This window comes from Verrucomicrobiia bacterium (assembly GCA_036405135.1).
GTDB lineage: Bacteria > Verrucomicrobiota > Verrucomicrobiia > Limisphaerales > JAEYXS01 > JAEYXS01.
In genome coordinates this window covers 113,778-136,756 of sequence record DASWYF010000009.1, presented here as the reverse complement: position 1 = coordinate 136,756, position 22,979 = coordinate 113,778, and the positions used below count along the sequence as shown (strand labels likewise).

The window sequence follows — 22,979 nt, the reverse complement described above, 5'->3', positions numbered from 1 at the left end:
GAAGTGGCTGGCCGACATGGATTCGAACCATGACTAGGTGAGTCAAAGTCACCTGTGCTACCTTTACACCATCGGCCAAACCGGGACAGGAAAAATAACGGCGGAACGGCAGAGTGCAATGCCAATCTTGGAGAATTTTTCAGAGGGTTTGGTCACAGATGGATCACGGAAAGGCGCGGATAATGAGGGAATGGCCGCAAAAAAGCGCACAAGGCGCAAAAAGGGAGAAAGTTGAGGAGGCAGGCATGTGCTTGCGCTTGAAGTAAAACGGGTTTCGCGCCACTGTAACGGGCATGTTAAGCCAAAACGTTTCTTTCTCATGGCGAGTGGTGTCAGCGGGGATTTTGCTGGTGGCATTCACGGCGGGTGCGGCGAACTGGCCTTCGTGGCGCGGACTCAATGATGGTTCCAGCAAGGTGCAGGAGGAAGGGTTGCCCACCCGCTGGAGCGCAACAGAGAATGTGAAGTGGCGCATCGACTTGCCGGATCGTGGTAATTCCACGCCGGTGATCTGGGGTGATAAGATTTTTGTGACCCAGGCGGTCGAATCGGACAATCAGCGCACGGTGATGTGCTTCAGCAAGCGCGATGGCAAGCTGCTGTGGAAAGAGGGCGTGGTCTATGCCAAAGCGGAGCGGACGCATAAGGACAATCCGTATTGCGCAGCGTCACCGGTGGTGGATGGAGAACGGGTCATCGTGACGCACGGTTCGGCTGGCGTGTTCTGCTACGATCTGAGCGGCAAGGAAGTGTGGCGTCGTGATTTGGGACCGCAGGCACACGAGTGGGGTAATGCATCATCGCCTGTCATTCATGGTGATAATGTCTTCATCTTTCATGGACCGGGCAAAGGGTCGTTCTTGGTGGCGTTGAATAAAAAGACGGGCAAGGAAGTGTGGCGCTTCAACGAGCCGACGTTTGATTTCAGTGATCGCATCGATGGATTCAAGGGCAAGAAGGACGGTATCGAAGGTTCCTTCAGCACGCCGATCGTCATCAAGGTGGATGGACGGGAAGAATTGGTGATGAGCTTCCCGAAGTTCGTGCGGGCGTTTGATCCGAAGACGGGCAAGGAATTGTGGCGCTGCGATGGGTTGAATCCGTTGGTGTATACCTCACTCATCTATGGGGATGGCGTGTTGGTGGCGATGGGTGGGTTCTTCGGCAATTCACTGGCGGTGAAGCCGGGCGGCAGTGGTGATGTGACGGCGACGCATCGTCTGTGGCACACGGAGCGGGACAAAGGCTACATCGGCACCGGTGTGATCAAAGACGGGCATATCTATTATCACAATACAGGCAGCCTTTTCGCATGTCAGGATCTCAAAACGGGCAAGGTGCTTTGGGAGGAACGCGCAGCAGGTGTGGGCGCCAAGGCCGGGACGTGGGGCTCCATGCTGCTGGTGGGCGATGAGATTTATATGCCGAACCAGTCGGGTGATGTGGTGATCATCAAGGCGAACCCGAAGTTCGAAGTGGTGGCGGTGAACACGGTGAAGGAATACTCAAACTCGACACTGGCTGTGTCTGATGGCGAGATTTTCTTTCGTACGTGGAAGAGCTTGTGGTGCATCTCGCCGAGAAAACAAACGGTGTCGATCAAGTGAATGCTGAGGGGAGCGGCTGTGTCGATAGATCAGCCGCAGCAGGGGAAAACTAAGGAGAGTTACAAAAATATTCCGAAACTTCCTCTGACTATGTTTGCGACTGGTCCTCGGCGGACACAGTCGCGGTCCACGGTTTACGACCACGCGCAGAGATTTTCCACATAGGCAGCGGAGCCATCGCGGAGCCAGCCGTCCAGTTGAGCCTGATCTTTAAGTTGCTGACCACGCGCTCGCGGCACGACGACGAAGCAGCTGTCGATCTCCGGCAAGGCGGTGAGATCACCCCATAGCTTCTCGAATTGGGCGACGGGGAACACGTCTTCCTGGCCATGGCCCCAACGCTTTTTCACGTCTTTGAGCGTGATGTAGGTGGGTAGCTTCGCAGCCAAGGCACGGATGGCGGCGGTGATCTTGGTGTCGTCGGCCGCGAGGATGTCTTCGCGAGTGAGGCCGAGGATGCCGAGGAATTTATCGAGGTCAATCCACGCAGTGTTGGAGTTGTAATAGCTGAGGCGGAACTCGGCTTCTTCGCGCGGCATGGCGAGGCCTTCGACAAAACGCATGCGGCCATTTACCTTGGCGAGACCGCCGCCACGATCTTCCAAGCGGCGGGTGATGACTTCAAATGTTAGACACGCTCCGCTCTGGATGTGCTGGCCGAGCAGGGCTGGATCAGGGTTCGCGCCGAGCGTGTCGATATTATGCAGCATCAGGTATTTGAGCTGCGGACGTTCTTTCAGTAACGCAGCCATCACGCCGTTGCGCAGGAGATTCGGCACTTCGTAGAAATGACCGACGGGGTGCAGGCATTGGAGCGGGAGGTTGTCCGTGTAATCGCTGGCTTCACCGGCACTGCGCGCCCAGTTCATGAGGGCGTGACGCAGGCTTTCGCGGACTTTCTGTTGCTGTTCATCAAGGCGTTGCTGCGGCATCTCTTCCCACTGGAAACGCAAATCGCGCACGGTCGGTATGAGGCGCTGGCCGACGCTCTTGCCGGGGGAGAGGTGAAGCGGGCCGGAGTAATTGTAATTCTTAACGCGCGCGAGGAAATCCACCGTGGGCTGATGCGTGAGATAGCCGGTGGTGAAGACGTGTGGGATGCTGATGCCGTATTTTTCCGAGGCTTGGCGTGACTTGGCCAGGTGTGCCTCGATGAACGTGCGATGTTTGCCGCCGAGCTTGGCAAAGGGATGCAGTGCTTTGCACGTGCCCGCACCACCGGTCCAGCGGGAACCGGCGCCAGCAGCGAGGCTGATGATGGCGAGTTCGCCGTTGCGCAAGGCGGCTTCGCCGAGATTTACGATTTGGGATTTACGATTTACGAGGTCGTTGGAGAGTTCGGTTACTTCTGTAGAAACAACGTCTTCGATTTGTGTGTCAGCGCGAAGGCGGTTTTGGGCTAGGCCGATGCGGCCTTCTTTTAGATCAGTGCGGATCTGTTCGTGCTGATTGCGGTCGAAGCCGTTTTGTTCGAGGAGTTCATCCAGCGAGGCGCCTTGTATTTTCTCGGATTTGCCTTTGGGCAGGAGGACGTCGAAGAGGGTTTGTACCATGCCGCGCAGTTCGGGTTTGTTGCGGGCAGCGGCACCGAATTTGTCGAGTTCCGCGCGACGGGCGATGGGCAGGGTTTGCAGATCGCGACGCAACATACCGGGGACGGTGAGGGCGTAGTAATTCGCAGGCATGATGGCGTGTTCGCCGTGGAGCAGGTCGGCGACAGTGCCGTGTTCGTTGATGCTGTAATCGAACACAACGGGGTCCATTGCGAAGGGCAGGGCGTGCTGCAGTTCGCGCTTCGTCTCCAGCATGATCTGTTGCATGCGCTGCTGGGCTTCGCGCTTGCGCTCGGGGGCGAAGATGAAGCCCATGCCGCCACCGCTCATGCCGCCGAGCATCCAGAAGCCCCAGAAATCTTGACCAAACGCGGCTTCCGCCTTGGCGATCAGTTGCTCGGTGAAATAGGTGGAAGCCCAAGGGATGATGGTCTGGATGGGCTTGCGGAAATTGCGTGTGGTGGCAGCGCCGACGGCTTTGATGTCGCCGCGCTTCAACGCGTTGATGACTTCATCAAGCACGCCGAGGGCTTCCTGGCGGCCATGCCATTCGGCTTCGCTACGGAGCAGGTATTTCTCAGTGACCATCTCGAGGATGGGGCCGACGTTTTGCGCCATGCCGCCGTGGACGACAACGAGGGAATCTTGCAATGCTTGACGCGCGGAGTCGGGAATCTCATCGCGGCTGAACACATGATGCGTGGGCATGAGGCGGCCACGGGAGATGCCGAACTCGGGATCTTCTTCATGCGCGGTCTTGCCAGTGATGAGCTTGATGCCGGGCCAGACACCGCCGGAATCTTGCCAGCCGCCACCGGAGCCGCCGAGCCATTCGCCGAGCAAAGCGCGTGCAAGTACAAGGCGGCGTTCAGATTCTTCGAGCGGGCCGGTGAGCGATGCCGCTTGGCCAGTGGCACGCATGCAGACGCTGATGAGTGAGCCGAGGAGATTCGTGCTGACGGCGAGGCGTGAACCTTTCGGGATATCGTTCACGCAGGAGACGATCTCCAAGCCTTTGCCGGGTCCGACGATGCGGGCGAGCAATTCAGCGAGGGATTGGCCGGAGCCTTCAATGCCGGGTGGAACGATGCCGGAGGCGATGACGGCGGCTTTCAGCAGGCCAAGGTAATCTTTTGCGAAATCGAAAATGTCGCTGAGGGAATCGATGTCTGATGTGGCACCCAAGTCAACGGAAGTGAGGCGCAAGACGGGTTCATCGATGACACGGAGCCAGGCGCTGACGGGCGGGCGCGTGGTGTTGTCGCGGCCATGTACGCCGAGGTCCACGGAGATGTTCAGGACTTTCGCGCCTTCGGGGTAATCCATCCCGAGGAAGAAAATATCCGACCACGCGGAGTGCGTGAGGTCCATGCGCACGGGCGTTTGCTCGCGCAGGATGGGATAGGTGCCATCGGCGGCGCGTTGAAACAATTCCGGGCGCAGGCGCAGGGGTTGATCAGCAGGATGGCCCATGCGGAACATCCATTGATTGCCACGGACAGTGCGGACGCTGCGGCGGACTTGATCGGCCAGCGTTTGGAAAGCGAGACGATGATAAGCGGCGGCGAGGGCAGAGCTGATGCCGTCACTGGGGCCATCGGTGGACTGGGATTTCAGGAAGATGTCGATGGCTTCTTCGAAGCGGCGGTTCAGGAGTTGTTCGTAGCCCGGGAAAGGGATTAGGGGACAGGCGGGGGCGCCTGTCCGACTATTCGCAGGCGAGGGCGCCTGCGCCACTACGGCTAGCTTCTGGGGAATGTGGAAGCGATGGAGCGCGTAGAGGAAGAACAGGGCGCGGACGCGTTCGTAGAGGTTGTCGGCCTGACGGCGAAAGGTGTCGAGTTCGGTACAGGCGGTGAGCAGTTCATCCAAGGACCCGGCGCGGGCGAAGGCGTCGAGGGATTGGTTGCGCGTGGTGGCGTCGGGCGAGGTGATGATGTGCAGCAAAGAACTCATGGAGATGAGGCGTGCAGGTTCTTTACTTGGCGCGTTGGGCGAGGAGTTCGAGTAATTGCGCGAGGACTTCACTGCGGTCCTTGCCTTCCAGTGCGAGCGCGAGTTGCGCAGTTAGGACGCCGTAGCGCGCCCCGAGATCGTAACGGGCACCGGCGACTTCGTAGGCGAGGTAATGCTCCTGGCGTGCGAGTTGGGCAAGGGCGGAGGAGAGGGGAAGTTTTTCGCCAGTCTTCAAGGTGGCGAGTTGCTTCTCCAAGATGCCGAAAATAGTCGGAGTGATGACGTGCAGGCCGAAGAGGCAGAGGTAATGCCCCGCACGCAGACCAGGGACGACGAGTTGCTGCTCGGCCAAGGTGGGCGTGGGCTTTTCGAGGACATTCTGCACTTCATAGAGACCATTGCCGCCGGAGACGAGCTTGCCGCCGATGGCACCGTAGTTGGGCAGTTCGCGTTCCTTGGTGGGTTGCACACCGGAGACGGCGCATTCCTGTTGCGCGGCGATGGCGACGATCTGTTTGGCGCAGCTCACATCCGTGCGGCTGACCCAGAGGTGATCGCCAACGAGATGGAGGAAGGATTGGTTGCCGACGAATTCGCGCGTGCAGTAGATGGCATGACCGTAGCCACGTGGGTCGCGTTGTTCGATGAACTGGACTTTGCGGGCGTGTTCACCGGCGGCGGTGGCGTAGGCAGAGGCGTCACCGGGGGCGATGACGACGGCGATGTCCTCACAACCAGCGCTGACGGCCTCGTTCAGGAGGATGTGCAGGGCGGTGCGGGATTCGCCATCGCGGTCCACAAGGGTTTGGAGGGCGAGAGCGCGCTGGTTCCGACCGGCGGCGGTGATGACTGCTTTCCTGACGTCACGCATAAGTGATTCGAGTGCGGAGATGATGGAGAAAAGTGAAGGAAGAATAAAGGGAAACATCGAACATCGAGAGGGGGAAATTATGAATGATGAGGTGTGAATTATGGAAAGGTAAATAAAAGCGATGGCGGCTTGAAATAAGGCGAATAATCGGCAGGATGCTAGCGTCTCCTTTATTGCAGTCTATGACGTGGCAGAGCTGTAACTTAGAAATGGCCGTCAACCGGCCTAAGGAAACCCTTTTCAATAAAGGGTTTTCGCGTTTTTGGGGTGGCTCGTCGGTTGCTGCGAATAAGGTGTTTTCAATGTCATCCAGCAAGCTTCTTTCAATCGCGGTTCTGCTCGGTTTTTTGGCGGCTTCATCGGAAGCCATGGCGGCTGACCGTAAGGCCCCCTCAGGTGCGGATATTTACCGGAAGCAATGTGCGAGCTGCCATGGCAAGGTGGGCGAGGGCGTGCATGGGAAGTATGACGAGGCACTGCATGGCGATTGGTCCGTGGAGAAGCTGGCCCGGGTGATCGATCGCACGATGCCGGAGGACAAGCCGGAAGCGCTGGATGCCGCAGGCTCCATGGCGGTGGCGAAGTATATCTTTGATGCGTTCTATTCCCGTGAGGCGAGGGCGCGCATCCAACCGGCGCGTGTGGAACTGGTGCGACTGACGAATCGCCAATACATGAACACGGTGGCGGATTTGCTGAAAGGGTTCAGCATGGATGAGGTGAAAATCGGAACGGAACGTGGGTTGAAGGGGACGTATAACAATTCCCGCAACTTCGGGAGGAAGGTGTTTGATCGCGTGGACAAGCAGATCGCGTTCGATTTCGGCACCGAAAATCCCGATGCACGTATCACGGCGACGAATGAGTTTTCCATCCGCTGGGAAGGTTCGTTGATCGCAGAGGAATCAGGCACTTACGAATTCATCGTCAAGACACCGAACGGAATGCGCCTGTGGGTGAACGGCGGGAATGGCACCGAACCTTTGATCGATGCGTGGGTGGCCTCAGGCATCACCGAGCATCGGGGGACGATCAAGCTGATCGGCGGGCGGGCGTATCCGCTCATGCTGGATGTGTTCAAGTTCAAGGACAAGACAGCATCGATCGCGCTGGAATGGGTGCCGCCGCATGGCTCGCAGCAATTGGTGCCGATGCGGAATCTTGCGCCAGTGCAAGCGCGACCGACATTCGTGCTGAATACGCCGTTTCCGCCGGATGACAGCAGTGTGGGCTATGAGCGTGGTGTCAGCATCTCTAAGGGGTGGGATGAGGCGACGACCCAAGCGGGCATCGAAGTGGCGAATTATGTGATCGCGCGACTCGACCGCTTCACACGCAGCAAGGAGAAGGATGCCGACCGTCAGGCTAAGGTGGAAACATTCTGCAGAGACTTTGTGCAAGCGGCGTTCCGCCAGCCTTTGACGGAAGAGCAGAAGCAGATCCATGTGACGGCGCAGTTCCAAGGCGCGAAGGATATCGAGACGGCAGTGAAGCGCGTGATCTTGCTGGCGTTGAAATCGCCGCAGTTCCTCTACATCGGTTTGGAAGCGGACAAGATGAATCCCTACGCGGTGGCCACACGGCTTTCGTATGAATTGTGGGATTCTCTGCCGGACAAGGAGCTTTTGAAGCAGGCGGCAGAGAACAAGCTGAATACGCCGGAACAGGTGGCGCAGCAGGCGCAACGGATGATGGCTGATGCACGCGCGAAGTCCAAGATACAGTATTTCCTGCATCACTGGCTGCAAATGGATCATGTGGAAGATGTGTCCAAAGACGGCAATCTGTATCCGGGCTTCACGCCGGAGATCATCGCGGATTTGCGCACGTCACTGAACCTGTTCCTCGAAGATGTGGTGTGGAACGGGAACTCGGATTACCGGCAATTGCTGCTCTCGGATGATCTTTACGTGAATGAGCGCCTGGCGAAGTTCTACGGCATCCAGACGGACGCGAAGGATAACTTCGTGAAGGTGAAGCTGGACCCGAAACAACGCTCTGGTGTAGTGACACATCCGTATCTGTTGGCGGCGTTTTCGTATCAGAAATCCACGTCTCCGATCCATCGTGGGGTGTTCCTCACGAGGAAGATTGTGGGCCGGTCACTTAAGCCCCCGCCGATTGCGGTGGCGTTTGAGGAATCGAAATTTGCGCCGAATCTCTCCATGCGCGAGAAGGTGGCGGAACTGACGAAATCACAGAACTGCCAGACGTGCCATGCGGTCATCAATCCGCTGGGCTTCAGCTTGGAACTGTATGATGCGGTGGGCCGTTTCCGTACGACGGAGAATGGCAAGCCGGTGAATCCGGTGAGCGATTACATCACGGACGAAGGCGAGAAGGTGCGCCTCTCGGGTGCGCGTGATGTGGCGGAGTTCGCGGTGGGCAGTGATCTGGCTCAGAACGGATTCATTGAGCAACTGTTCCATCAGATCGTCAAACAGCCGATGATGGCGTATGGTCATGAGCAGATGGATCGCTTGCGCCAGTCATTTGCGGCATCGGGCTACAATATCCAGAAGCTGGCGGTGGAGATCGCCACTTTGGCGGCATTGCCGGAAAACGATAAAAACGGAAAGAAAAAGACATGAACGCGATACATCGCCGGGAATTCATCAAGCGAGTAGGGCTTTCAACGGCGGCACTGCCGTTCCTTATGGGACTGCCGAGTCTTGGTCTGGCGGCTCCGGCACGTCCGCGCCAACGCCTCGTGATCATGTTCAGCCCGAACGGGACCATTCCGCCTGCATTCTGGCCGGATGAAGTGGGCAGCGATTTCAAGCTGAAGGAGATCATGACGCCGCTGGAGGCGTTCAAGGACAAGATGCTCATCCTGAACGGCGTGTGCAACAAGGTGCGTGGCGATGGTGATAATCACATGCGCGGCATGAGCTGTCTGCTCACGGGTATAGAGCTGTTCCCTGGAAATGTGCAGGGTGGTGGTGGTGCGCCAGCGGGTTGGGCGAGCGGCATTTCCATCGATCAGGAGATCAAGAATTACCTGCAAAGCAAGGAAGACACGAAGACGCGATTCGGCTCGTTGGAGTTTGGGGTGGGCGTGACGGATCGTGCCGATCCGTGGACGCGCATGTCCTACGCGGGGCCGAATCAGCCGGTGGCGCCGATTTCCGATCCTTACCAGATGTATCAGAAGCTGTATGGGCAATTGAAGGACAAGGAGAGCCTGCAAAGCATCCTCGATGATGTGCAGACGGACTTGAAGAAGATCCGCAAGATGATCAGCTCGGAGGATCGTCGCATGCTGGAACAGCACGAGACACTGGTGCGCCAGATGGAGAAGGACCTGAAGGATAGCGAGAAGCAGAAGATGCTGGCACCGGCTCCTTCATTGGAGACAGGCGTGTCTGCGGGTCAGAATGACGATGTACCGCGCTTGAGCCGGATGCAGGTGGACTTGCTCATCAACAGTTTCGTGAACGACATGGCACGCGTGGCGACGTTGCAATATACGAAGTCCGTCGGTCAGGCGCGAATGAACTGGCTGGACATCAAAGACGGTCACCATGGTCTCTCGCACGAAGACGACAAGAACACGGATGCCGTGCAGAAGCTGACCAAGATCAACAAGTGGTTCGCTGGTGAGCTGAATTACCTGCTCAAACGACTGGCGGAGACGCCGGAACCGGGCAGCACGGGTTCCATGCTGGATAATACGCTGGTGGTGTGGACGAATGAGCTGGGCAAGGGCAACTCGCACACGCTGGACAACATCCCGTTCGTGCTGGCAGGTGGTGGATTCGGCTTCAAAATGGGCCGTTCACTCAAAATGCAGAAGACGCCGCATAACCGGTTGCACATGGCGCTGGCTCATGCGATGGGACATCGTATCGAGACGTTCGGTAACAAGGAACTGAGCAGCGGTGGACCGCTGGATCTGGTTAGCTGAGACTGAACTCCGGTAAAAATTGCGAAGGCTGACAGCGGAAGTTGTCAGCCTTTTTGTTTGCTCGGATGATGGAGAGTTCGAATGTTGCTGCGACTCGGAGAGTCTCGCTCAAATTGTGTCGGGCGGTGGGGTGTGTCTCACTACATGCTACGCTGTTTCGTCCATCTTCAGGGCGGCGTGCATCACCAGATCGTTCCAGCCAGTCTGGATGGTGCGGGCAAGGGCGGTGGGCAAGGGAACTTCGGTGATCTTGCCGCTTTTCCACGTCATGATCTGGCAGAAAGCGTCTTCACCGTTCAGATTACCAGTCGTCGCGTGGATCACCTGGCCATCGCGGAAATAGACTGTGCCGCGAACACCTTCCTTGTTGAAGAATTCCAAGCCCATCTTGGCTTGGGAAAGGCATTTCAACTGAACAAGGTCAATGGGTGTAAGGCAGCTTAATAGACCTTCAAAAGCGACATTCTGTTTCTCTGACTCCGGCTGGAGGGAGAGGATGTCTTTGATGACGACGGCAAATTCCTTCGACTTCACCGGCTTCTCGAAGAAACGGACAGCACCGGCATTTTGAGCACGCTGGCGGAACTCCGGGACCTTGCTGGCGGTCATGAAGATTGCGCGAGGGATGGAGACGTGTTCCTTCTGGAGGCCGGTGAGGAAATCAATGCTGTTGCCGTCGGGAAGCTGGATATCGAGGATGAACAGATCGAAAGACTGCTCGGCGACTTTCTGGGTGGCTTCCTTGATGGAGATGGCAGGGACGAATTTTACATCAGGCAGTTCGCGGGAAAGGGTCGTGATGAGAAAGTTTGACGCGACCAGATTGTCCTCGAGGAACAGGATGTTGAATTTGTGTCCAGGCATAGCGTGTACTCGTTTTGGCTAGAGCAATATAGGAGAAGTTCAGGGCGGGTGTCGAGCATGTAGAAGACAGCAAATGGCAGGCTATCCGGTAGCCTTTTAGGCATTGATAAAACCGACAACGCATCGAATTTATCAATGGGCTATGTGGCCATTCCGCTTGAAGCGGCGCGGGATACGGCCTAAATGAGAGTCACAGATGCAAGCGCAACCCGATACCCGGATGAAGATCGCACTGGTTTCACCCAAGGGTCCGCTGTACCGGCATCGGGGAGGTATCTGGAAAAAGTCATTGCGTTACCAGCCGCTCACATTGACGACACTGGCGGCGCTTATCCCGGCGGACTTGCCAGTGGACTTGCAGTTGTTTGACGAGGGCATCGCGGATGTGCCGCTGGACTTGGAGGCGGACATCATCGGGCTGACGGTCATCACAGGGACGGCGGTGCGAGCGTATGAGTTGGCCGATCATTTTCGCAAGCGCGGGATCAAAGTGGTGCTGGGCGGGCCGCATGTGACGTTGATCCCCGAGGATGCAGCCCCACATGCGGATGCCATTGTGGTGGGGTATGCGGAGGATACTTGGCCGGAGCTTCTAAACGATTTTGCGCGAGGTGAACTACGCCCGCGATATGATCAGGCACCGGGGTTGAATCTGGCTGACCGGCCGTTTGCACGGCGTGAGTTGTTACCGGGTGACAGTTATCTGACGAACAGCGTCTTTGAGGCCACGCGCGGTTGCATCCATAATTGTGATTTCTGCGTGGTGCCGACGGCTTGGGGGCGTAAGCCTTACCAGAAGCCGGTGGAGCAGGTGATCGCAGATATCCGGCAACTTGGCCAGCGGAAGCTGATTTTCGTGGACCTGAACATCATCGCCGATCGTGATTATGCGAAAGAGCTTTTCACGGCGTTGATACCTCTGAAGGTGCAGTGGTATGGGCTGGCGACGGTGTTGCTGGCGGATGATGCGGAGTTGCTAAAGCTCGCTGAGCGCAGTGGATGCAAGGGCTTGTTGATGGGGCTGGAATCCATCTCGCCGCAGAATCTCCGGCAGAATCACAAGGGGTTCAATTCGCCAGACAAATTCGCGAAGGTAGTTGAGCGATTGCATGAGCATGGCATCGCGTTACAAGGATGCTTTGTGTTTGGGCTGGATCATGATGAGCCGGATGTTTTTCTGAAAACGGCGGAGTTCGCAGTGCAGGCAAAGATCGATCTGCCACGGTTTGCGATTGTCACACCATTTCCGAACACAGCGCTTTATAAACGGCTGGTGGCGGAAGGACGGTTGCTCACGCGGAACTGGGAATTATATGACGGCCAGCACGTGGTGTTTCAGCCGAAGAAGATGAGCGTGCAGGAATTGCAGATGGGAGCAGAGGCGGCGTGGAAACATGCTTACAGCGTCCGTTCCATCGTGCAGAGGATAAGACATTCACCCGCGCCATGGCCGGTTAAGCTGGGGACGAATCTGGGTTATCGTTTCTATGCGCATAATCTCAGCCGGTTCTATAATTGCGACTGGATCATCGGCGGTTCACAGGCGATGCCGATGGCTCCAGTGGCAAAGTCTGAGGTGATGGCAGCTTCACTGACACAAGGATGAAACTCACGATCATCCATCCGTGCATCGGTCGCCGACCGGGGCAGAAATATATCCGCACGTGGCAGATGGAATCTCTGCCAGCCGCCACGTTGGCGGGATTGACACCGAAGGATGTGGAGGTGCGGTTTTACGATGATCGCATGGAGATCATCCCGTTCGATGAGGCGACGGACCTGGTGGCGATCAGCGTGGAGACTTACACGGCGAAGCGCGCGTATCAGATCGCATCCGAGTATCGCAGGCGCAAGATACCGGTGGTGATGGGCGGGTTTCACGCGACGTTGTGCCCGGATGAAGTGGCGCGTTATGCGGAGGCGGTGGTATGCGGTGAGGCGGAACAGGTCTGGGCGCAGGTCATTGATGATGCGAGGCATGGGCGATTGCAGAAATTTTATCGTGGTGAGGGGCGGCCTTCTTTGCAGGAATTAAAGCCAGATCGCACCATCTTCCGGGGCAAGCGGTATCTGCCTATCGGTTTGGTGGAGGCGGGCAGGGGATGCCATTTCAAATGTGATTTCTGCGCGATCCAGACGGTCTTCAATTCCACCCAGACGCGGCGACCGATTGATGACATCATCGAGGATATCCGACCACTGAAGGATTCGCGGAAGCTGTTCTTTTTTGTGGATGACAACATCACGTCGAATCTGGAACAGGCGAAGGAGTTCTTTCGTGCTCTCATCCCTCTAAAGATACGGTGGGTGAGCCAGTCCAGCATCAACGCGGCGCACGATGATGAGTTTTTGGAACTGATTGTGCGCAGCGGTTGCCAGGGTGTATTGATCGGTTTTGAGAGCCTGAACCCGGCGAATCTCAAGGTGATGAACAAATCGTTCAACACGATGCGGGGCGGTTTCGAGAAGGCGCTGGCGAATCTGCACAAGCACCGCGTGCGGGTGTATGGGACGTTTGTGTTCGGTTATGATGGGGATACACCGGAGAGTTTTGCCGAGACGGTCACGTTTGCGCGAGAACACGCGATGTATATCGCGGCGTTCAATCATCTGACGCCGTTTCCGGGAACGCCGCTCTACAAGCGATTGCAGGGTGAGGGACGCTTGCTCTACGAGAACTGGTGGCTGGATGACCGGTATAGTTACAACCGCATCCCGTTTCAGCCGCGAGGCATGGAGCCGGAGACGCTGCGGCAGAACTGCCTGGCGGCACGACGTGAATTCTATTCGTGGCCGAGCATCTTGCAACGCAGCATGGCGCCGGTGAACCGGAGCGACTGGTTCATGTGGCGGAATTTTTACGTGATCAATGCGCTGCATCGAAATGATGTGAGCCTGCGGGACCATTATCCTTTGGGAGATGAATCATGGCAGGGGCAACTCTTGACCGCAAACTGACGAAGGCACGCGCTTCCCGCGTCGCTTTTGCGCTGGCCAAACCGGAGGATGATGCCGGTTTGAGGCGGCTTTTGCGCGAGAATCCCATGCGCGGCGCGGTGACGCTGACGATGGAGCGTGAGCCGGATTATTTTGCGGATGCCGATCTGCCGGGCATGGAGAAGCAGACGATTATCGCGAAAGAAGGCGGTGTGGTGGTCAGTGCGGGGAGTTGTGCTGTGCGGCGGCGTTTTGTGGATGGACGGGCTAGTCGTGTGGGTTATCTGGGTGGCTTGCGGCTGGATGAACGGGTGGCGGGGCGGTTCGATATCGTGAGGCGTGGTTATGAAGTCTTGCGGGAGATGCAACAGGCCGATCCAGCGGATTATTATTTTACGAGCATCGCGGCGGATAATGCGAGGGCGCGGGCGTTTCTGGAGCGAGGTGTGCGAGGGATGCCGCGTTATGAGTTCATTGGGGAACTGGTGACGTTGTTACTGCCGGTGAAAGGGATGAAGAGGGCGGGGCAATCATTGGCGGTTCCGACAGTGGATGAAGTCGTGAGTTTTCTGAATGAGCAAAACGCGGACCGTCAATTCGCTGAGTGCTGGACGGTGCAAGAGTTGGAGGCACTGTCTGAGTTGGGATTGCGGAGGGAAGATTTTAGAGGCGTGCGGGTGAATAGGAAGTGGGTCGCGATGGGGGCGGTGTGGGATCAGCGGTCGTTCAAGCAGACGGTGATCCGGGAGTATGGCGGTGCTTTGGCATTGGCGCGGCCTTGGGTGAATCTGGCGGCGCGCTGCTTTGGGACATCGGTGTTGCCAGCGGTGGGTTCGACGTTGGCGAATGCGTTTGTGTCTCCGCTGGCGGTGGATCCGAAAATGCCGGAGGCGTTGACGGAATTGCTTGGTGGATTGGCAGAGGTGGCGAGGACACGGGGTATTGAATATTTGACGGTGGGTTTTGCTGCAGAGGATCCGCGTTTGGGGATGATGCAGCGGGAGTATAGTTGCCGCGAGTATGTGAGCCGCATCTATGTGGTGAGATGGGAAGATTTAGGCGGTGCGGTTAGAGAGGTGGAACCACTGGGACTGGATGTTGCATGGTTATGAACACGAACAATTCATTCACGGCAGTTCCGCGTGAGGAACTGACAGCGGAGCAGATGGCCGAGATGCTCGGGCTGCTCGCAAAGCATTTTGAGGGTGTGACGGCGGAACAGTTCGCGCGCGATCTGGCGGAGAAAAATTGGGTGGTAATGATTTGCAAGGAGGGGCGGTTGGTGGGGTTTTCGACCTTGCTGGTGTATGAGACGACGTTTGAGGGCGAGTTGGTGAGCGTGGTGTATTCGGGAGACACGATTGTGGACCCAGCGGCATGGGGGAGTTCCGCGCTGGCGCGTGGTTGGATCACGGCGGTGAACGAGTTGCGACTGCATTATCCGCGCGGGAAGTATTACTGGCTGCTGCTTTCTTCCGGGTTTCGTACATACCGCTTTCTACCAGTGTTCTGGCGGGAGTTTTATCCGCATTGTGAACAGGCGGATCCACAACACATGATGAGATTGCGGGATCATCTGGCGAAGGAACGGTTTGGAGAACGGTATGATGAGCAGGCGGGCATCGTGCGGTTTTCGCAGCCGCAACGGTTGCGGCAGGAGTTGAGGGAGGTGCCGGAATCGCGCAGGGATGATCCGCATGTGGAATTATTCCTGAAGCTAAATCCGGGACATGGGCAAGGGGATGAACTCGTGTGCTTGACGGAGCTTTGCGCGGAGAACCTGACGCGGGCCGGAAGACGCATGGTAGCACCACAATCACGTGAAGCCTGTTGCGACCATAACTAACCTTCTCTGGGGCGCGGCGAATGTGGCGTCGTATCGCCGTTTTTCGCAGGCGTTGCAGGAACCTGAAAGAGTGCAGCAGGAGCGGTTGCGGACCTATCTTCGGGCAAATGCGACGTCTGCTTTTGGGAGGAAATATGATTTCGCATCCATCCATGATTACGAGACGTTCGCACAGCGAGTGCCGTTGATGGACTACGAGGATTTGGAGCCGTGGATCGTACGCATCTGCAAAGGGGAAGCGGACGTGCTGACGTGTGAGCGGGTGACGCGGTTGGTGCCGACGAGCGGTTCGACGGGAGCGAGAAAATTGATTCCATTCACGGCGGGGTTGCAAGGGGAGTTCAATGCGGCGGTGGGGCCGTGGCTGGTTGATCTGTTGCGGCAATCATCGGGGATCGCAGGTGGTCCAGCGTATTGGTCGATAACACCAGTCGCGGGTTTTGAACAGGAGACGGATTCGGTTGTGCCGGTCGGGTTTGATACGGACACGGCGTATCTGGGCGGAACGCGACAGAGACTGGCGAATGCGGTGATGGCAGTGCCGACGGCCTTGGGCAAGGTCTCGGATATCGAATGTTTTCGCTATCTGACATTGCTGTGCCTGTTGCGCGAGCGTGATCTGCGGCTGATCTCGGTGTGGCACCCCTCGTTTCTCACGCTGCTGTTGGAAAAAAAGGTGACGGAATGGGATGATTTGCTGGCGGATATACGGAAAGGAACGTGCAAGCATGGCGGGCGTGTGCCGGGTGAAGTCATTGAGGCATTGAATCTGCGACCGCTTCCAAGGCGAGCGGCTGAATTGGCGGAGATGGATGCGCGCAAGCCGGAGTTGATCTGGCCTGAGTTAAAGTTGATCAGTTGCTGGGAGGATGGGGCGGCGGGATTGGCGGCTGCCAAACTTAGGAGCATTTTTTCGCAGACGTGGATTCAGGCGAAGGGGTTGCTTGCGACGGAGGCGTGTGTGACGATTCCGTTTGGCGGTCAGAATCCCGTGGCGGTGGAGTCGCATTTCTTTGAGTTCATGGATGACGGAGGGAAGATTCTGCGCGTGCATGAATTGCAGGAGGGGCAGACATATGAGGTCATTGTGACGACGGCGGGAGGGCTTTGGCGGTATCGGTTGCGCGATAGTGTGCGGGTCGAGGGATTTGTGGGGCGGACGCCATCACTGCGGTTTCTCGGACGCAGCGGGAATGTGTCCGATCTGTGTGGGGAGAAGCTGGCGGAGGCGTTCGTGGTGCAAGTGTTGCAGAAAACTTTGGCGGGCTTGGAGAAGCGGCCTGATTTTGTGTTTCTGGCGCCGGATACCGATGATGAGAGTAATCCTCATTATACATTGTATGCCGAGGGGAATTTGCCGGAGAGGTTTGATGCAGTTATCGAGCAGGCATTGCGGGAGAACCCGCATTACGCGTACTGCCGGGATCTGGGGCAGCTTAAGCCTTTGCGGGTATTCCAGATCAACGAGCGGGCGGAGGAGAAGTTCTTTCAGCGTGCGGTGGCGAAAGGGGCACGATTGGGGGAGCTGAAGCCGATGGGGTTCAGCAAGGTGACGGGGTGGTCAGAGTTTTTTGAAGGGCGGTATGGATGAAGTGAATTTCTATGCGAGACAAATGGGAGTCAGTCTTCTGAGATGAACTGCCACTGATGGTTCATGCTGGTCATGGACCAGAGATTGAAGGGGACGTGGTCTGGCGGGCATTGGACAAAACCGGTGCTGCCGCCGGGGCTGTGGGTGGTCCAGAGACACACAATGCCTTGAGAAGAGAGCTCGGCTTTGGCAATGCGGAAGGTGCCTGCCTGAATGGGAGTGCTGATGCTTTCACCGGCGCGGACGCGTTGGGAGAGGGCATCCAGTGAATGGCGATTGAGGGCAAAGGCTACACGCATGGGCCATTGAGTAAAGCTGGTGAGAAGCAAAAGACTGGCCAGTATGAGGGGGATCAAGGCGTAGCTAATCCGAAGACGGGTTGCCGACCGGGAAAGTAAAGCGGTGCCGAAGCCCATGAACGCAAAGAACACACTGGGCAATATCAGGAGAACGGTGGTGGTGGAGCCGTCCAACCATCCCAACAAATAGGCACAGATGAGCATCATCAGCGCCAACGCCGGTAGAGCGAGGCAGACGTGTTCCCAATGGGGTTTATAGCCAAGCGGTTTCATGCAAGCAGCTTTCGGGTTAGTGTGAGACACTATGCGCCGGTTCAAAGAAAGAGGCAAGCAGGCGGAGTTTGAAGTGATTTTGTCTCCATATAGCGCAGATAGCGCATATAGGACTCACGGGGGCGGAGAAATCGGGGCAGAGTGGGCGAAGGAAGGAATGGCCACAAAAAGGCACAGAAGTCGCAGAAGGGAAAAAGAGTAGCGAGAGCGGGGAAATGATAAATTTTGTGTGGATACAGTGGGATGTAGTGAGATGCATGATTGGCGGGGAGCCAGAAAAACAGGCAGGGTGAGGACGGTGAAAGTGAAGTTTTGTCTCCACCGAGCACACCGGACGAACCGGGGTTAGGATAATGGGCAGGCAGATGGCATGGTGAGGACATGAAAAAAGAGAAGTTGAGAAAATATCGAACATCGAACATCGAACATCGAACATCGAACATCGAACATCGAACATCGAACATCGAGAGAGGGGGAAGAGGGGTGGGAAATCGAGGACGAAGGACGATTACGAGCACGATTGGGAAATTGCGGCAGGATTTTACAATGGAGGGGACCGTTTCATCCATTGCGGTGTGAGCAGCAACAGGTTAATTAAGTAACGATGCACATGATGGCGAACAGACAGGCAAAGTGGCTGGCTTTGATCGGAAGCCTGAGCCTGTGTTTATTGGGTGCGCAGGGAGCGTCGCCGGAGGGGAAGGTGGATTTCTCCAAGGACGTTTTGCCTATTTTATCGGACAAATGCTTTCATTGCCACGGGCCGGATGATGAAGGGCGGAAGGCGAAGCTACGACTGGATACGGAAGAAGGCGCTTTCCGCGTGAACAAGGGCGTGGCGAACATCGTGAAGGGCAAGCCGGACCAGAGCGAGATGATCGTGCGTATCCTGAGCAAGGATGAAGACGACGTGATGCCACCGCCGTCATCGCATCGCACGCTGACGGAGGCGCAGAAGGAGACTTTGAAACGGTGGGTAGAGCAGGGAGCGCCGTGGGGTAAGCACTGGGCCTACACAGAGATCGCGAAGGTGACGCCGCCGAAGGTGAAGAACACGCGGGCGGTGAAGAATGAGATCGATCAATTTATTTTGGCGCGATTAGAGAAAGAGAAGCTGAAGCTATCAACGGAAGCGACGAAGGAACAGTTGATTCGGCGCGCGACGTTTGATCTCACGGGGTTGCCGCCGACGTTAGCAGAGATCGATGCGTTTTTGTCGGACAAATCTCCGAAGGCGTATGAGAAGGTGATTGATCGGTTGTTGCAATCGCCTGCCTACGGCGAGCAGATGGCGCGGGAGTGGCTGGATCTGGCGCGCTATGCGGATACGTTCGGCTATCAGGCGGACGTGGACATGAACATGTATCCGTGGCGTGATTGGGTGATCAAGGCCTACAATGAGAATCTGCCTTACGACAAGTTCATCACATGGCAGCTCGCGGGGGATCTGTTGCCGAAGCCGACGCGGGATCAGTATCTGGCCACGGCATTCAATCGCTTGCATCGCCAGACGAATGAGGGTGGGAGCATCGATGAAGAATTTCGAGTGGAGTACGTGTCGGATCGCGTACACACGATGGGCACGGCGTTCCTGAGCCTGACGCTGGAGTGTGCGCGCTGCCATGATCACAAGTATGATCCGATCAGCCAAAAGGATTATTATTCGTTGAGCGCGTTCTTCGATAACATCGATGAATCGGGGTTATACTCGCATTTCACGAAAGCGACACCGACACCGGCTTTGAGTCTCTACAAGGATGATCAGGAGGAGAAACATAAAAAACTGAAGAGCTTCATCAGTGTGCACGAGGTTCAACTTGAACTGATGAAGGGTGAAGCGCGGACTCGGTTTGAGAAATGGAAGAATCCGGGTGTAGCGATGCCGGAGGTGAAGCCGGTGGCGCGGTTCGCACTGGATGAGATCAAGGATAACAAAACGCCGAATGCGGTAGGCACCAATGTGGCGGTGCTGATGGATGCACCGAAGGCCGTCGCGGGCAAAGTGGGGCAGGCGCTGCAATTCAGCGGCGATAACGAAGTGGAGTGCAAGGGTGTGGGTGAATTTAAGCGCACGGATTCGTTCAGCTTCACGCTGTGGGTGAAGCCGACGGAGAAGCAGCCGCGCGCGGTGGTGTTCCATCGTTCTCGGGCGTGGAGCGATTCGGGAAGTCGCGGGTATGAGTTGGTGTTGGAGGATGGCAAACCGTTCTTTGGGCTCATCCATTTCTGGCCGGGTGATGCGATCGGTGTGCGCGCAAAGGAGATGTTGCCGCTGAATGAGTGGTCGCACCTCACGGTGACGTATGATGGTTCCAGCAAGGCAGCGGGGGTGACGTTCTATGTGAACGGCAAGAAACAGGCGATGGATACGGTGCGGGATGGGTTGACGCAGGATATCATTCATCGCGCGGAATGGGGCGATGCGGATGCGGGCAATACGCCGCTGACATTGGCAGGGCGCTTCCGCGACAATGGTTTCAAGAACGGGATGATCGATGAATTTACGGTGTATGACACGGCGTTGACGGAACTGGAGGTGACGAGTTTGCTGGCGACCGAGCCGCAGGTGACGGCGGATGACTCGCTGTTCGCGTATTATCTGAATCGTCACGATGCTGAGTATCGCCAAGCACAGGTGGAGTTGAAGAAGCTGCGCGAGGAGGAGAACGCACTGGCGAACAACGTGCAGCAGATCATGATCATGAAGGAATTGCCGAAAGCGCGCCCGACGTATCTGCTGAAGCGCGGCGCGTATGATGCGCCGGGGGATGAGGTGTTTCCGGGGACGCCGGAACGTATCTTCGCGATGCCGAAGGAGTATCCGAAGAATCGTCTGGGCTTGGCGCAATGGATGACGGACCCGCGCAATCCGCTCACGGCGCGCGTAGCGGTGAACCGCATCTGGAAACTGCATTTCGGTCGCGGACTGGTTTCCACAGTGGAGGACTTTGGTGCGCAGAGCCAGCGTCCGACGCATCCGGAATTGCTGGATTGGCTGTCGCGGAAGTTCATGGAAACGGGCTGGGACCGGAAGGCGATGCACAAGCTGATCCTGATGTCGGCGACGTATCGACAGACCTCGGTGCCGAGCGAGGAACAGGTGGCGAAAGACCCGGAGAATCTCTTGCTGGCACGCGGTGCGCGGCATCGGCTGGCGGCGGAGCAGATACGTGATGAAGCACTGGCGGTTAGCGGGTTGTTGAACCAAACCATCGGTGGGCAAAGTGTGAAGCCGTATCAACCGGCGGGTCTGTGGGAAGAGGCGGGCACGGGCAAGACGTATGTGCAGGACAAGGGCGAGAAGCTGTATCGGCGCAGTCTCTACACGTTCTGGCGTCGCACCTCGCCGCCGCCATCCATGGTGAGTTTTGATGCGACGACCCGCGAGGTGTGCACAGCGAAACGCGAGACGACTTCGACACCGTTGCAGGCGTTGGTGCTGCTGAATGATCCACAGTTTGTTGAGGCTTCACGGGTGCTGGCGGAAAAGTTGGTGAAGGCGGAACCGCTGGCGGTAGAGAAGCGGATCGTGAACGGGTTCCGTCTGCTGACGAGTCGTGAGCCGGACAAGGCGGAGGTGAAGATTTTGCAGGAGTTGTTTGCGGAACAGAAGGCGCGGTTCGCCAAGAATACGGAGGCGGCGCAGAAACTTTTGAAGACAGGTGAAGCGAAGGCGGATGCGACGTTGGACGTTGCCGATGTGGCGGCGACGACCATGCTGGTTAGTGTGGTGATGAACTTTGATGAATTTGTGATGAAGCGATGAATACGAACCATCAACCACTTTGCACGGGGCCGCTGGATGCGCTGGGCTTGAGCCGACGCCAGTTCCTGAACCGTTTCGGTCTGGGGTTGGGTGGCATTGCGCTCGCGAATTTGGTGAATCCGATGAGTTCGTTTGGTGCGACGACGCAAGCGGCGGACAAGGGCATTCTAAACGGGCAAACGCATTTTCCGGCGAAGGCGAAGCGGGTGATCTATCTCTTCATGAGCGGTGGGCCATCGCAGCTCGAGACGTTTGATTACAAGCCGTTGCTCAATGAACGGAATGGCGAGCAATTGCCGGATTCCGTGCGCAAAGGACAACGGCTAACAGGCATGTCGGGCAATCAGGCGTCGCTGCCGCTGGCGGGGTCCATCTACAAATTTGGTCAGCACGGGAAGAACGGGGCGTGGGTGAGTGAGCTACTGCCGCATACGGCGAAGCAGGTGGACAACATGTGCATCGTGCGTTCGATGTTCACGGAGGCGATCAATCACGATCCGGCGATCACGTTTTTACAGACGGGCTCGCAGCTTTCCGGCAGGCCGAGCATCGGAGCGTGGCTGCATTATGGCTTGGGGAGTGATAACGAGAATCTGCCATCGTTCGTGGTGTTGATTACAAAGGGCAAGACGGATCAGCCGCTTTATTCACGCTTGTGGGGCAGCGGGTTTCTGCCGTCGCGGCATCAGGGCGTGCAATTCCGTTCGGGCAAAGATCCGGTGCTTTACCTGAACAATCCGGAAGGCATCGATGGTGAAGGCAGGCGTCTGATGCTGGATCGCTTGCGTGAGTTGCACGAACACAGCGCGACGAAACAGCATGATGCGGAGATCGATACGCGCATCGCGCAGTACGAGATGGCGTATCGCATGCAGACGAGCGTACCGGATGTGATGGATCTTTCGAAGGAATCGCAAGCCACGCTGGATATGTATGGGCCAGATGCGAAGAAGCCGGGGACATTCGCGGCGAATTGCTTGCAGGCGCGGCGATTGGCAGAGCGCGGGGTAAAGTTCATCCAGCTTTACCATCAAGGGTGGGATCAGCACGGTGGTTTGCCGGGCGGTATCAAACGTCAGTGCCAGGAGACGGATCAGCCGGCGGCGGCGTTGCTGGAGGACTTGAAACAGCGGGGGATGCTGGATGATACGTTAGTCGTATGGGGCGGGGAGTTTGGTCGCACGAATTATTCGCAGGGCAAATTGACACCGACGAATTACGGGCGCGATCATCATCCGCGCTGCTTCAGCATCTGGATGGCGGGCGGCGGCGTGAAGCCGGGCATGGTGTATGGCGAGACGGATGAGTTCGGCTACAACGTGACGAACAAGGGCGTGCACGTGCATGATTTTCACGCGACGATGCTGCACTTGCTGGGCATCGACCACGAGCGGCTGACGTTCAAGTATCAGGGACGTTACTTCCGGCTCACGGATGTGCATGGACATGTGGTGAAGGATATTTTGGTGTGAGTGAGGAGGTTTTTATCAAGGTGGCGTTCCGAGGCGA

General features: G+C 57.0%; 15 protein-coding genes and 1 tRNA gene. 10 read left to right on the top strand and 6 right to left on the bottom strand.

Going from position 1 to position 22,979, the window contains the following annotated elements; all coding sequences use genetic code 11:
• Positions 1-4: 4 nt before the first annotated feature.
• Positions 5-78: transfer RNA gene (locus VGH19_03900), tRNA-Gln, on the bottom strand.
• A 215-nt stretch (positions 79-293) separates the two neighbouring features.
• On the opposite strand from VGH19_03900, the gene VGH19_03895 reads away from it, so the two are divergent.
• The gene (locus VGH19_03895; GenBank protein HEY1170492.1) at positions 294-1,607 is read left to right on the top strand and encodes a PQQ-binding-like beta-propeller repeat protein; all 1,314 of its coding nucleotides are present in this window, start codon (positions 294-296) and stop codon (positions 1,605-1,607) included.
• 134 nt (positions 1,608-1,741) lie between these two features.
• Here the strand turns inward: VGH19_03895 and VGH19_03890 are convergent, their stop codons facing one another.
• Genes VGH19_03890 through VGH19_03880 form a run of 3 tightly spaced genes read right to left on the bottom strand, consistent with a single transcriptional unit; the run spans position 1,742 to position 6,357 of the window.
• Complete coding sequence (locus VGH19_03890; protein ID HEY1170491.1) at positions 1,742-5,116, bottom strand: UTP--glucose-1-phosphate uridylyltransferase; 3,375 nt, start codon at positions 5,114-5,116, stop codon at positions 1,742-1,744.
• Between the two features lie 22 nt (positions 5,117-5,138).
• Positions 5,139-5,987 carry a sugar phosphate nucleotidyltransferase gene (locus VGH19_03885; protein ID HEY1170490.1) on the bottom strand — a complete coding sequence of 283 codons (849 nt, stop codon included), beginning with the start codon at positions 5,985-5,987 and terminating at the stop codon, positions 5,139-5,141.
• Positions 5,980-6,357, bottom strand: coding sequence for a hypothetical protein (locus VGH19_03880; GenBank protein HEY1170489.1), 378 nt, complete (start codon positions 6,355-6,357; stop codon positions 5,980-5,982). Before VGH19_03880 ends, VGH19_03885 begins: the two co-directional genes overlap by 8 nt.
• Here VGH19_03880 and VGH19_03875 point away from each other — a divergent pair.
• Together VGH19_03875 and VGH19_03870 are read left to right on the top strand one after the other, a co-directional pair.
• Positions 6,356-8,578 (top strand): DUF1592 domain-containing protein, encoded by a 2,223-nt coding sequence (locus tag VGH19_03875; GenBank protein HEY1170488.1) that lies wholly within the window; start codon positions 6,356-6,358, stop codon positions 8,576-8,578. The genes VGH19_03880 and VGH19_03875 overlap by 2 nt on opposite strands.
• Entirely contained in the window at positions 8,575-9,894 is a 1,320-nt protein-coding gene (locus VGH19_03870; protein HEY1170487.1) for a DUF1552 domain-containing protein, read from the top strand. Before VGH19_03875 ends, VGH19_03870 begins: the two co-directional genes overlap by 4 nt.
• A gap of 147 nt (positions 9,895-10,041) precedes the next feature.
• Here the strand turns inward: VGH19_03870 and VGH19_03865 are convergent, their stop codons facing one another.
• The gene (locus VGH19_03865) at positions 10,042-10,758 is read right to left on the bottom strand and encodes a response regulator (protein ID HEY1170486.1); all 717 of its coding nucleotides are present in this window, start codon (positions 10,756-10,758) and stop codon (positions 10,042-10,044) included.
• A 196-nt stretch (positions 10,759-10,954) separates the two neighbouring features.
• Here VGH19_03865 and VGH19_03860 point away from each other — a divergent pair, with 196 nt between their 5' ends.
• Genes VGH19_03860 through VGH19_03840 form a run of 5 tightly spaced genes read left to right on the top strand, consistent with a single transcriptional unit; the run spans position 10,955 to position 17,132 of the window.
• The gene (locus VGH19_03860) at positions 10,955-12,364 is read left to right on the top strand and encodes a radical SAM protein (protein ID HEY1170485.1); all 1,410 of its coding nucleotides are present in this window, start codon (positions 10,955-10,957) and stop codon (positions 12,362-12,364) included.
• Positions 12,361-13,716: a radical SAM protein gene (locus VGH19_03855; GenBank protein ID HEY1170484.1), complete on the top strand. Its 1,356-nt coding sequence runs from the start codon at positions 12,361-12,363 to the stop codon at positions 13,714-13,716. The genes VGH19_03860 and VGH19_03855 overlap by 4 nt, the downstream gene beginning before the upstream one ends.
• Entirely contained in the window at positions 13,686-14,807 is a 1,122-nt protein-coding gene (locus VGH19_03850; protein HEY1170483.1) for a hypothetical protein, read from the top strand. Before VGH19_03855 ends, VGH19_03850 begins: the two co-directional genes overlap by 31 nt.
• A complete protein-coding gene (locus VGH19_03845; protein HEY1170482.1) occupies positions 14,804-15,541 on the top strand; it encodes a hypothetical protein in 738 nt (245 codons plus the stop codon). Before VGH19_03850 ends, VGH19_03845 begins: the two co-directional genes overlap by 4 nt.
• The gene (locus VGH19_03840; GenBank protein ID HEY1170481.1) at positions 15,516-17,132 is read left to right on the top strand and encodes a GH3 auxin-responsive promoter family protein; all 1,617 of its coding nucleotides are present in this window, start codon (positions 15,516-15,518) and stop codon (positions 17,130-17,132) included. Before VGH19_03845 ends, VGH19_03840 begins: the two co-directional genes overlap by 26 nt.
• Before the next feature lie 29 nt (positions 17,133-17,161).
• Here VGH19_03840 and VGH19_03835 read toward each other — a convergent pair whose 3' ends face one another.
• Complete coding sequence (locus VGH19_03835; protein ID HEY1170480.1) at positions 17,162-17,704, bottom strand: hypothetical protein; 543 nt, start codon at positions 17,702-17,704, stop codon at positions 17,162-17,164.
• A 610-nt stretch (positions 17,705-18,314) separates the two neighbouring features.
• Between VGH19_03835 and VGH19_03830 the strand changes: the two genes are divergently transcribed.
• Together VGH19_03830 and VGH19_03825 are read left to right on the top strand one after the other, a co-directional pair.
• Complete coding sequence (locus tag VGH19_03830; GenBank protein HEY1170479.1) at positions 18,315-21,470, top strand: DUF1553 domain-containing protein; 3,156 nt, start codon at positions 18,315-18,317, stop codon at positions 21,468-21,470.
• Positions 21,467-22,942 carry a DUF1501 domain-containing protein gene (locus VGH19_03825; GenBank protein HEY1170478.1) on the top strand — a complete coding sequence of 492 codons (1,476 nt, stop codon included), beginning with the start codon at positions 21,467-21,469 and terminating at the stop codon, positions 22,940-22,942. The genes VGH19_03830 and VGH19_03825 overlap by 4 nt, the downstream gene beginning before the upstream one ends.
• Positions 22,943-22,979: the final 37 nt, after the last annotated feature.

Excerpts from the sequence above, each read along its gene's own strand:
- VGH19_03835 (HEY1170480.1), bottom strand. The coding sequence starts at position 17,704 with ATGAAACCGCTTGGCTATAAACCCCATTGGGAACACGTCTGCCTCGCT.
- VGH19_03895 (HEY1170492.1), top strand. The coding sequence starts at position 294 with ATGTTAAGCCAAAACGTTTCTTTCTCATGGCGAGTGGTGTCAGCGGGG.
- VGH19_03845 (HEY1170482.1), top strand. The coding sequence starts at position 14,804 with ATGAACACGAACAATTCATTCACGGCAGTTCCGCGTGAGGAACTGACA.
- VGH19_03860 (HEY1170485.1), top strand. The coding sequence starts at position 10,955 with ATGCAAGCGCAACCCGATACCCGGATGAAGATCGCACTGGTTTCACCC.
- VGH19_03850 (HEY1170483.1), top strand. The coding sequence starts at position 13,686 with ATGGCAGGGGCAACTCTTGACCGCAAACTGACGAAGGCACGCGCTTCC.
- VGH19_03830 (HEY1170479.1), top strand. The coding sequence starts at position 18,315 with ATGATGGCGAACAGACAGGCAAAGTGGCTGGCTTTGATCGGAAGCCTG.
- VGH19_03855 (HEY1170484.1), top strand. The coding sequence starts at position 12,361 with ATGAAACTCACGATCATCCATCCGTGCATCGGTCGCCGACCGGGGCAG.
- VGH19_03890 (HEY1170491.1), bottom strand. The coding sequence starts at position 5,116 with ATGAGTTCTTTGCTGCACATCATCACCTCGCCCGACGCCACCACGCGC.
- VGH19_03870 (HEY1170487.1), top strand. The coding sequence starts at position 8,575 with ATGAACGCGATACATCGCCGGGAATTCATCAAGCGAGTAGGGCTTTCA.
- VGH19_03885 (HEY1170490.1), bottom strand. The coding sequence starts at position 5,987 with ATGCGTGACGTCAGGAAAGCAGTCATCACCGCCGCCGGTCGGAACCAG.
- VGH19_03865 (HEY1170486.1), bottom strand. The coding sequence starts at position 10,758 with ATGCCTGGACACAAATTCAACATCCTGTTCCTCGAGGACAATCTGGTC.
- VGH19_03880 (HEY1170489.1), bottom strand. The coding sequence starts at position 6,357 with ATGGCTTCCGATGAAGCCGCCAAAAAACCGAGCAGAACCGCGATTGAA.
- VGH19_03875 (HEY1170488.1), top strand. The coding sequence starts at position 6,356 with ATGGCGGCTGACCGTAAGGCCCCCTCAGGTGCGGATATTTACCGGAAG.
- VGH19_03825 (HEY1170478.1), top strand. The coding sequence starts at position 21,467 with ATGAATACGAACCATCAACCACTTTGCACGGGGCCGCTGGATGCGCTG.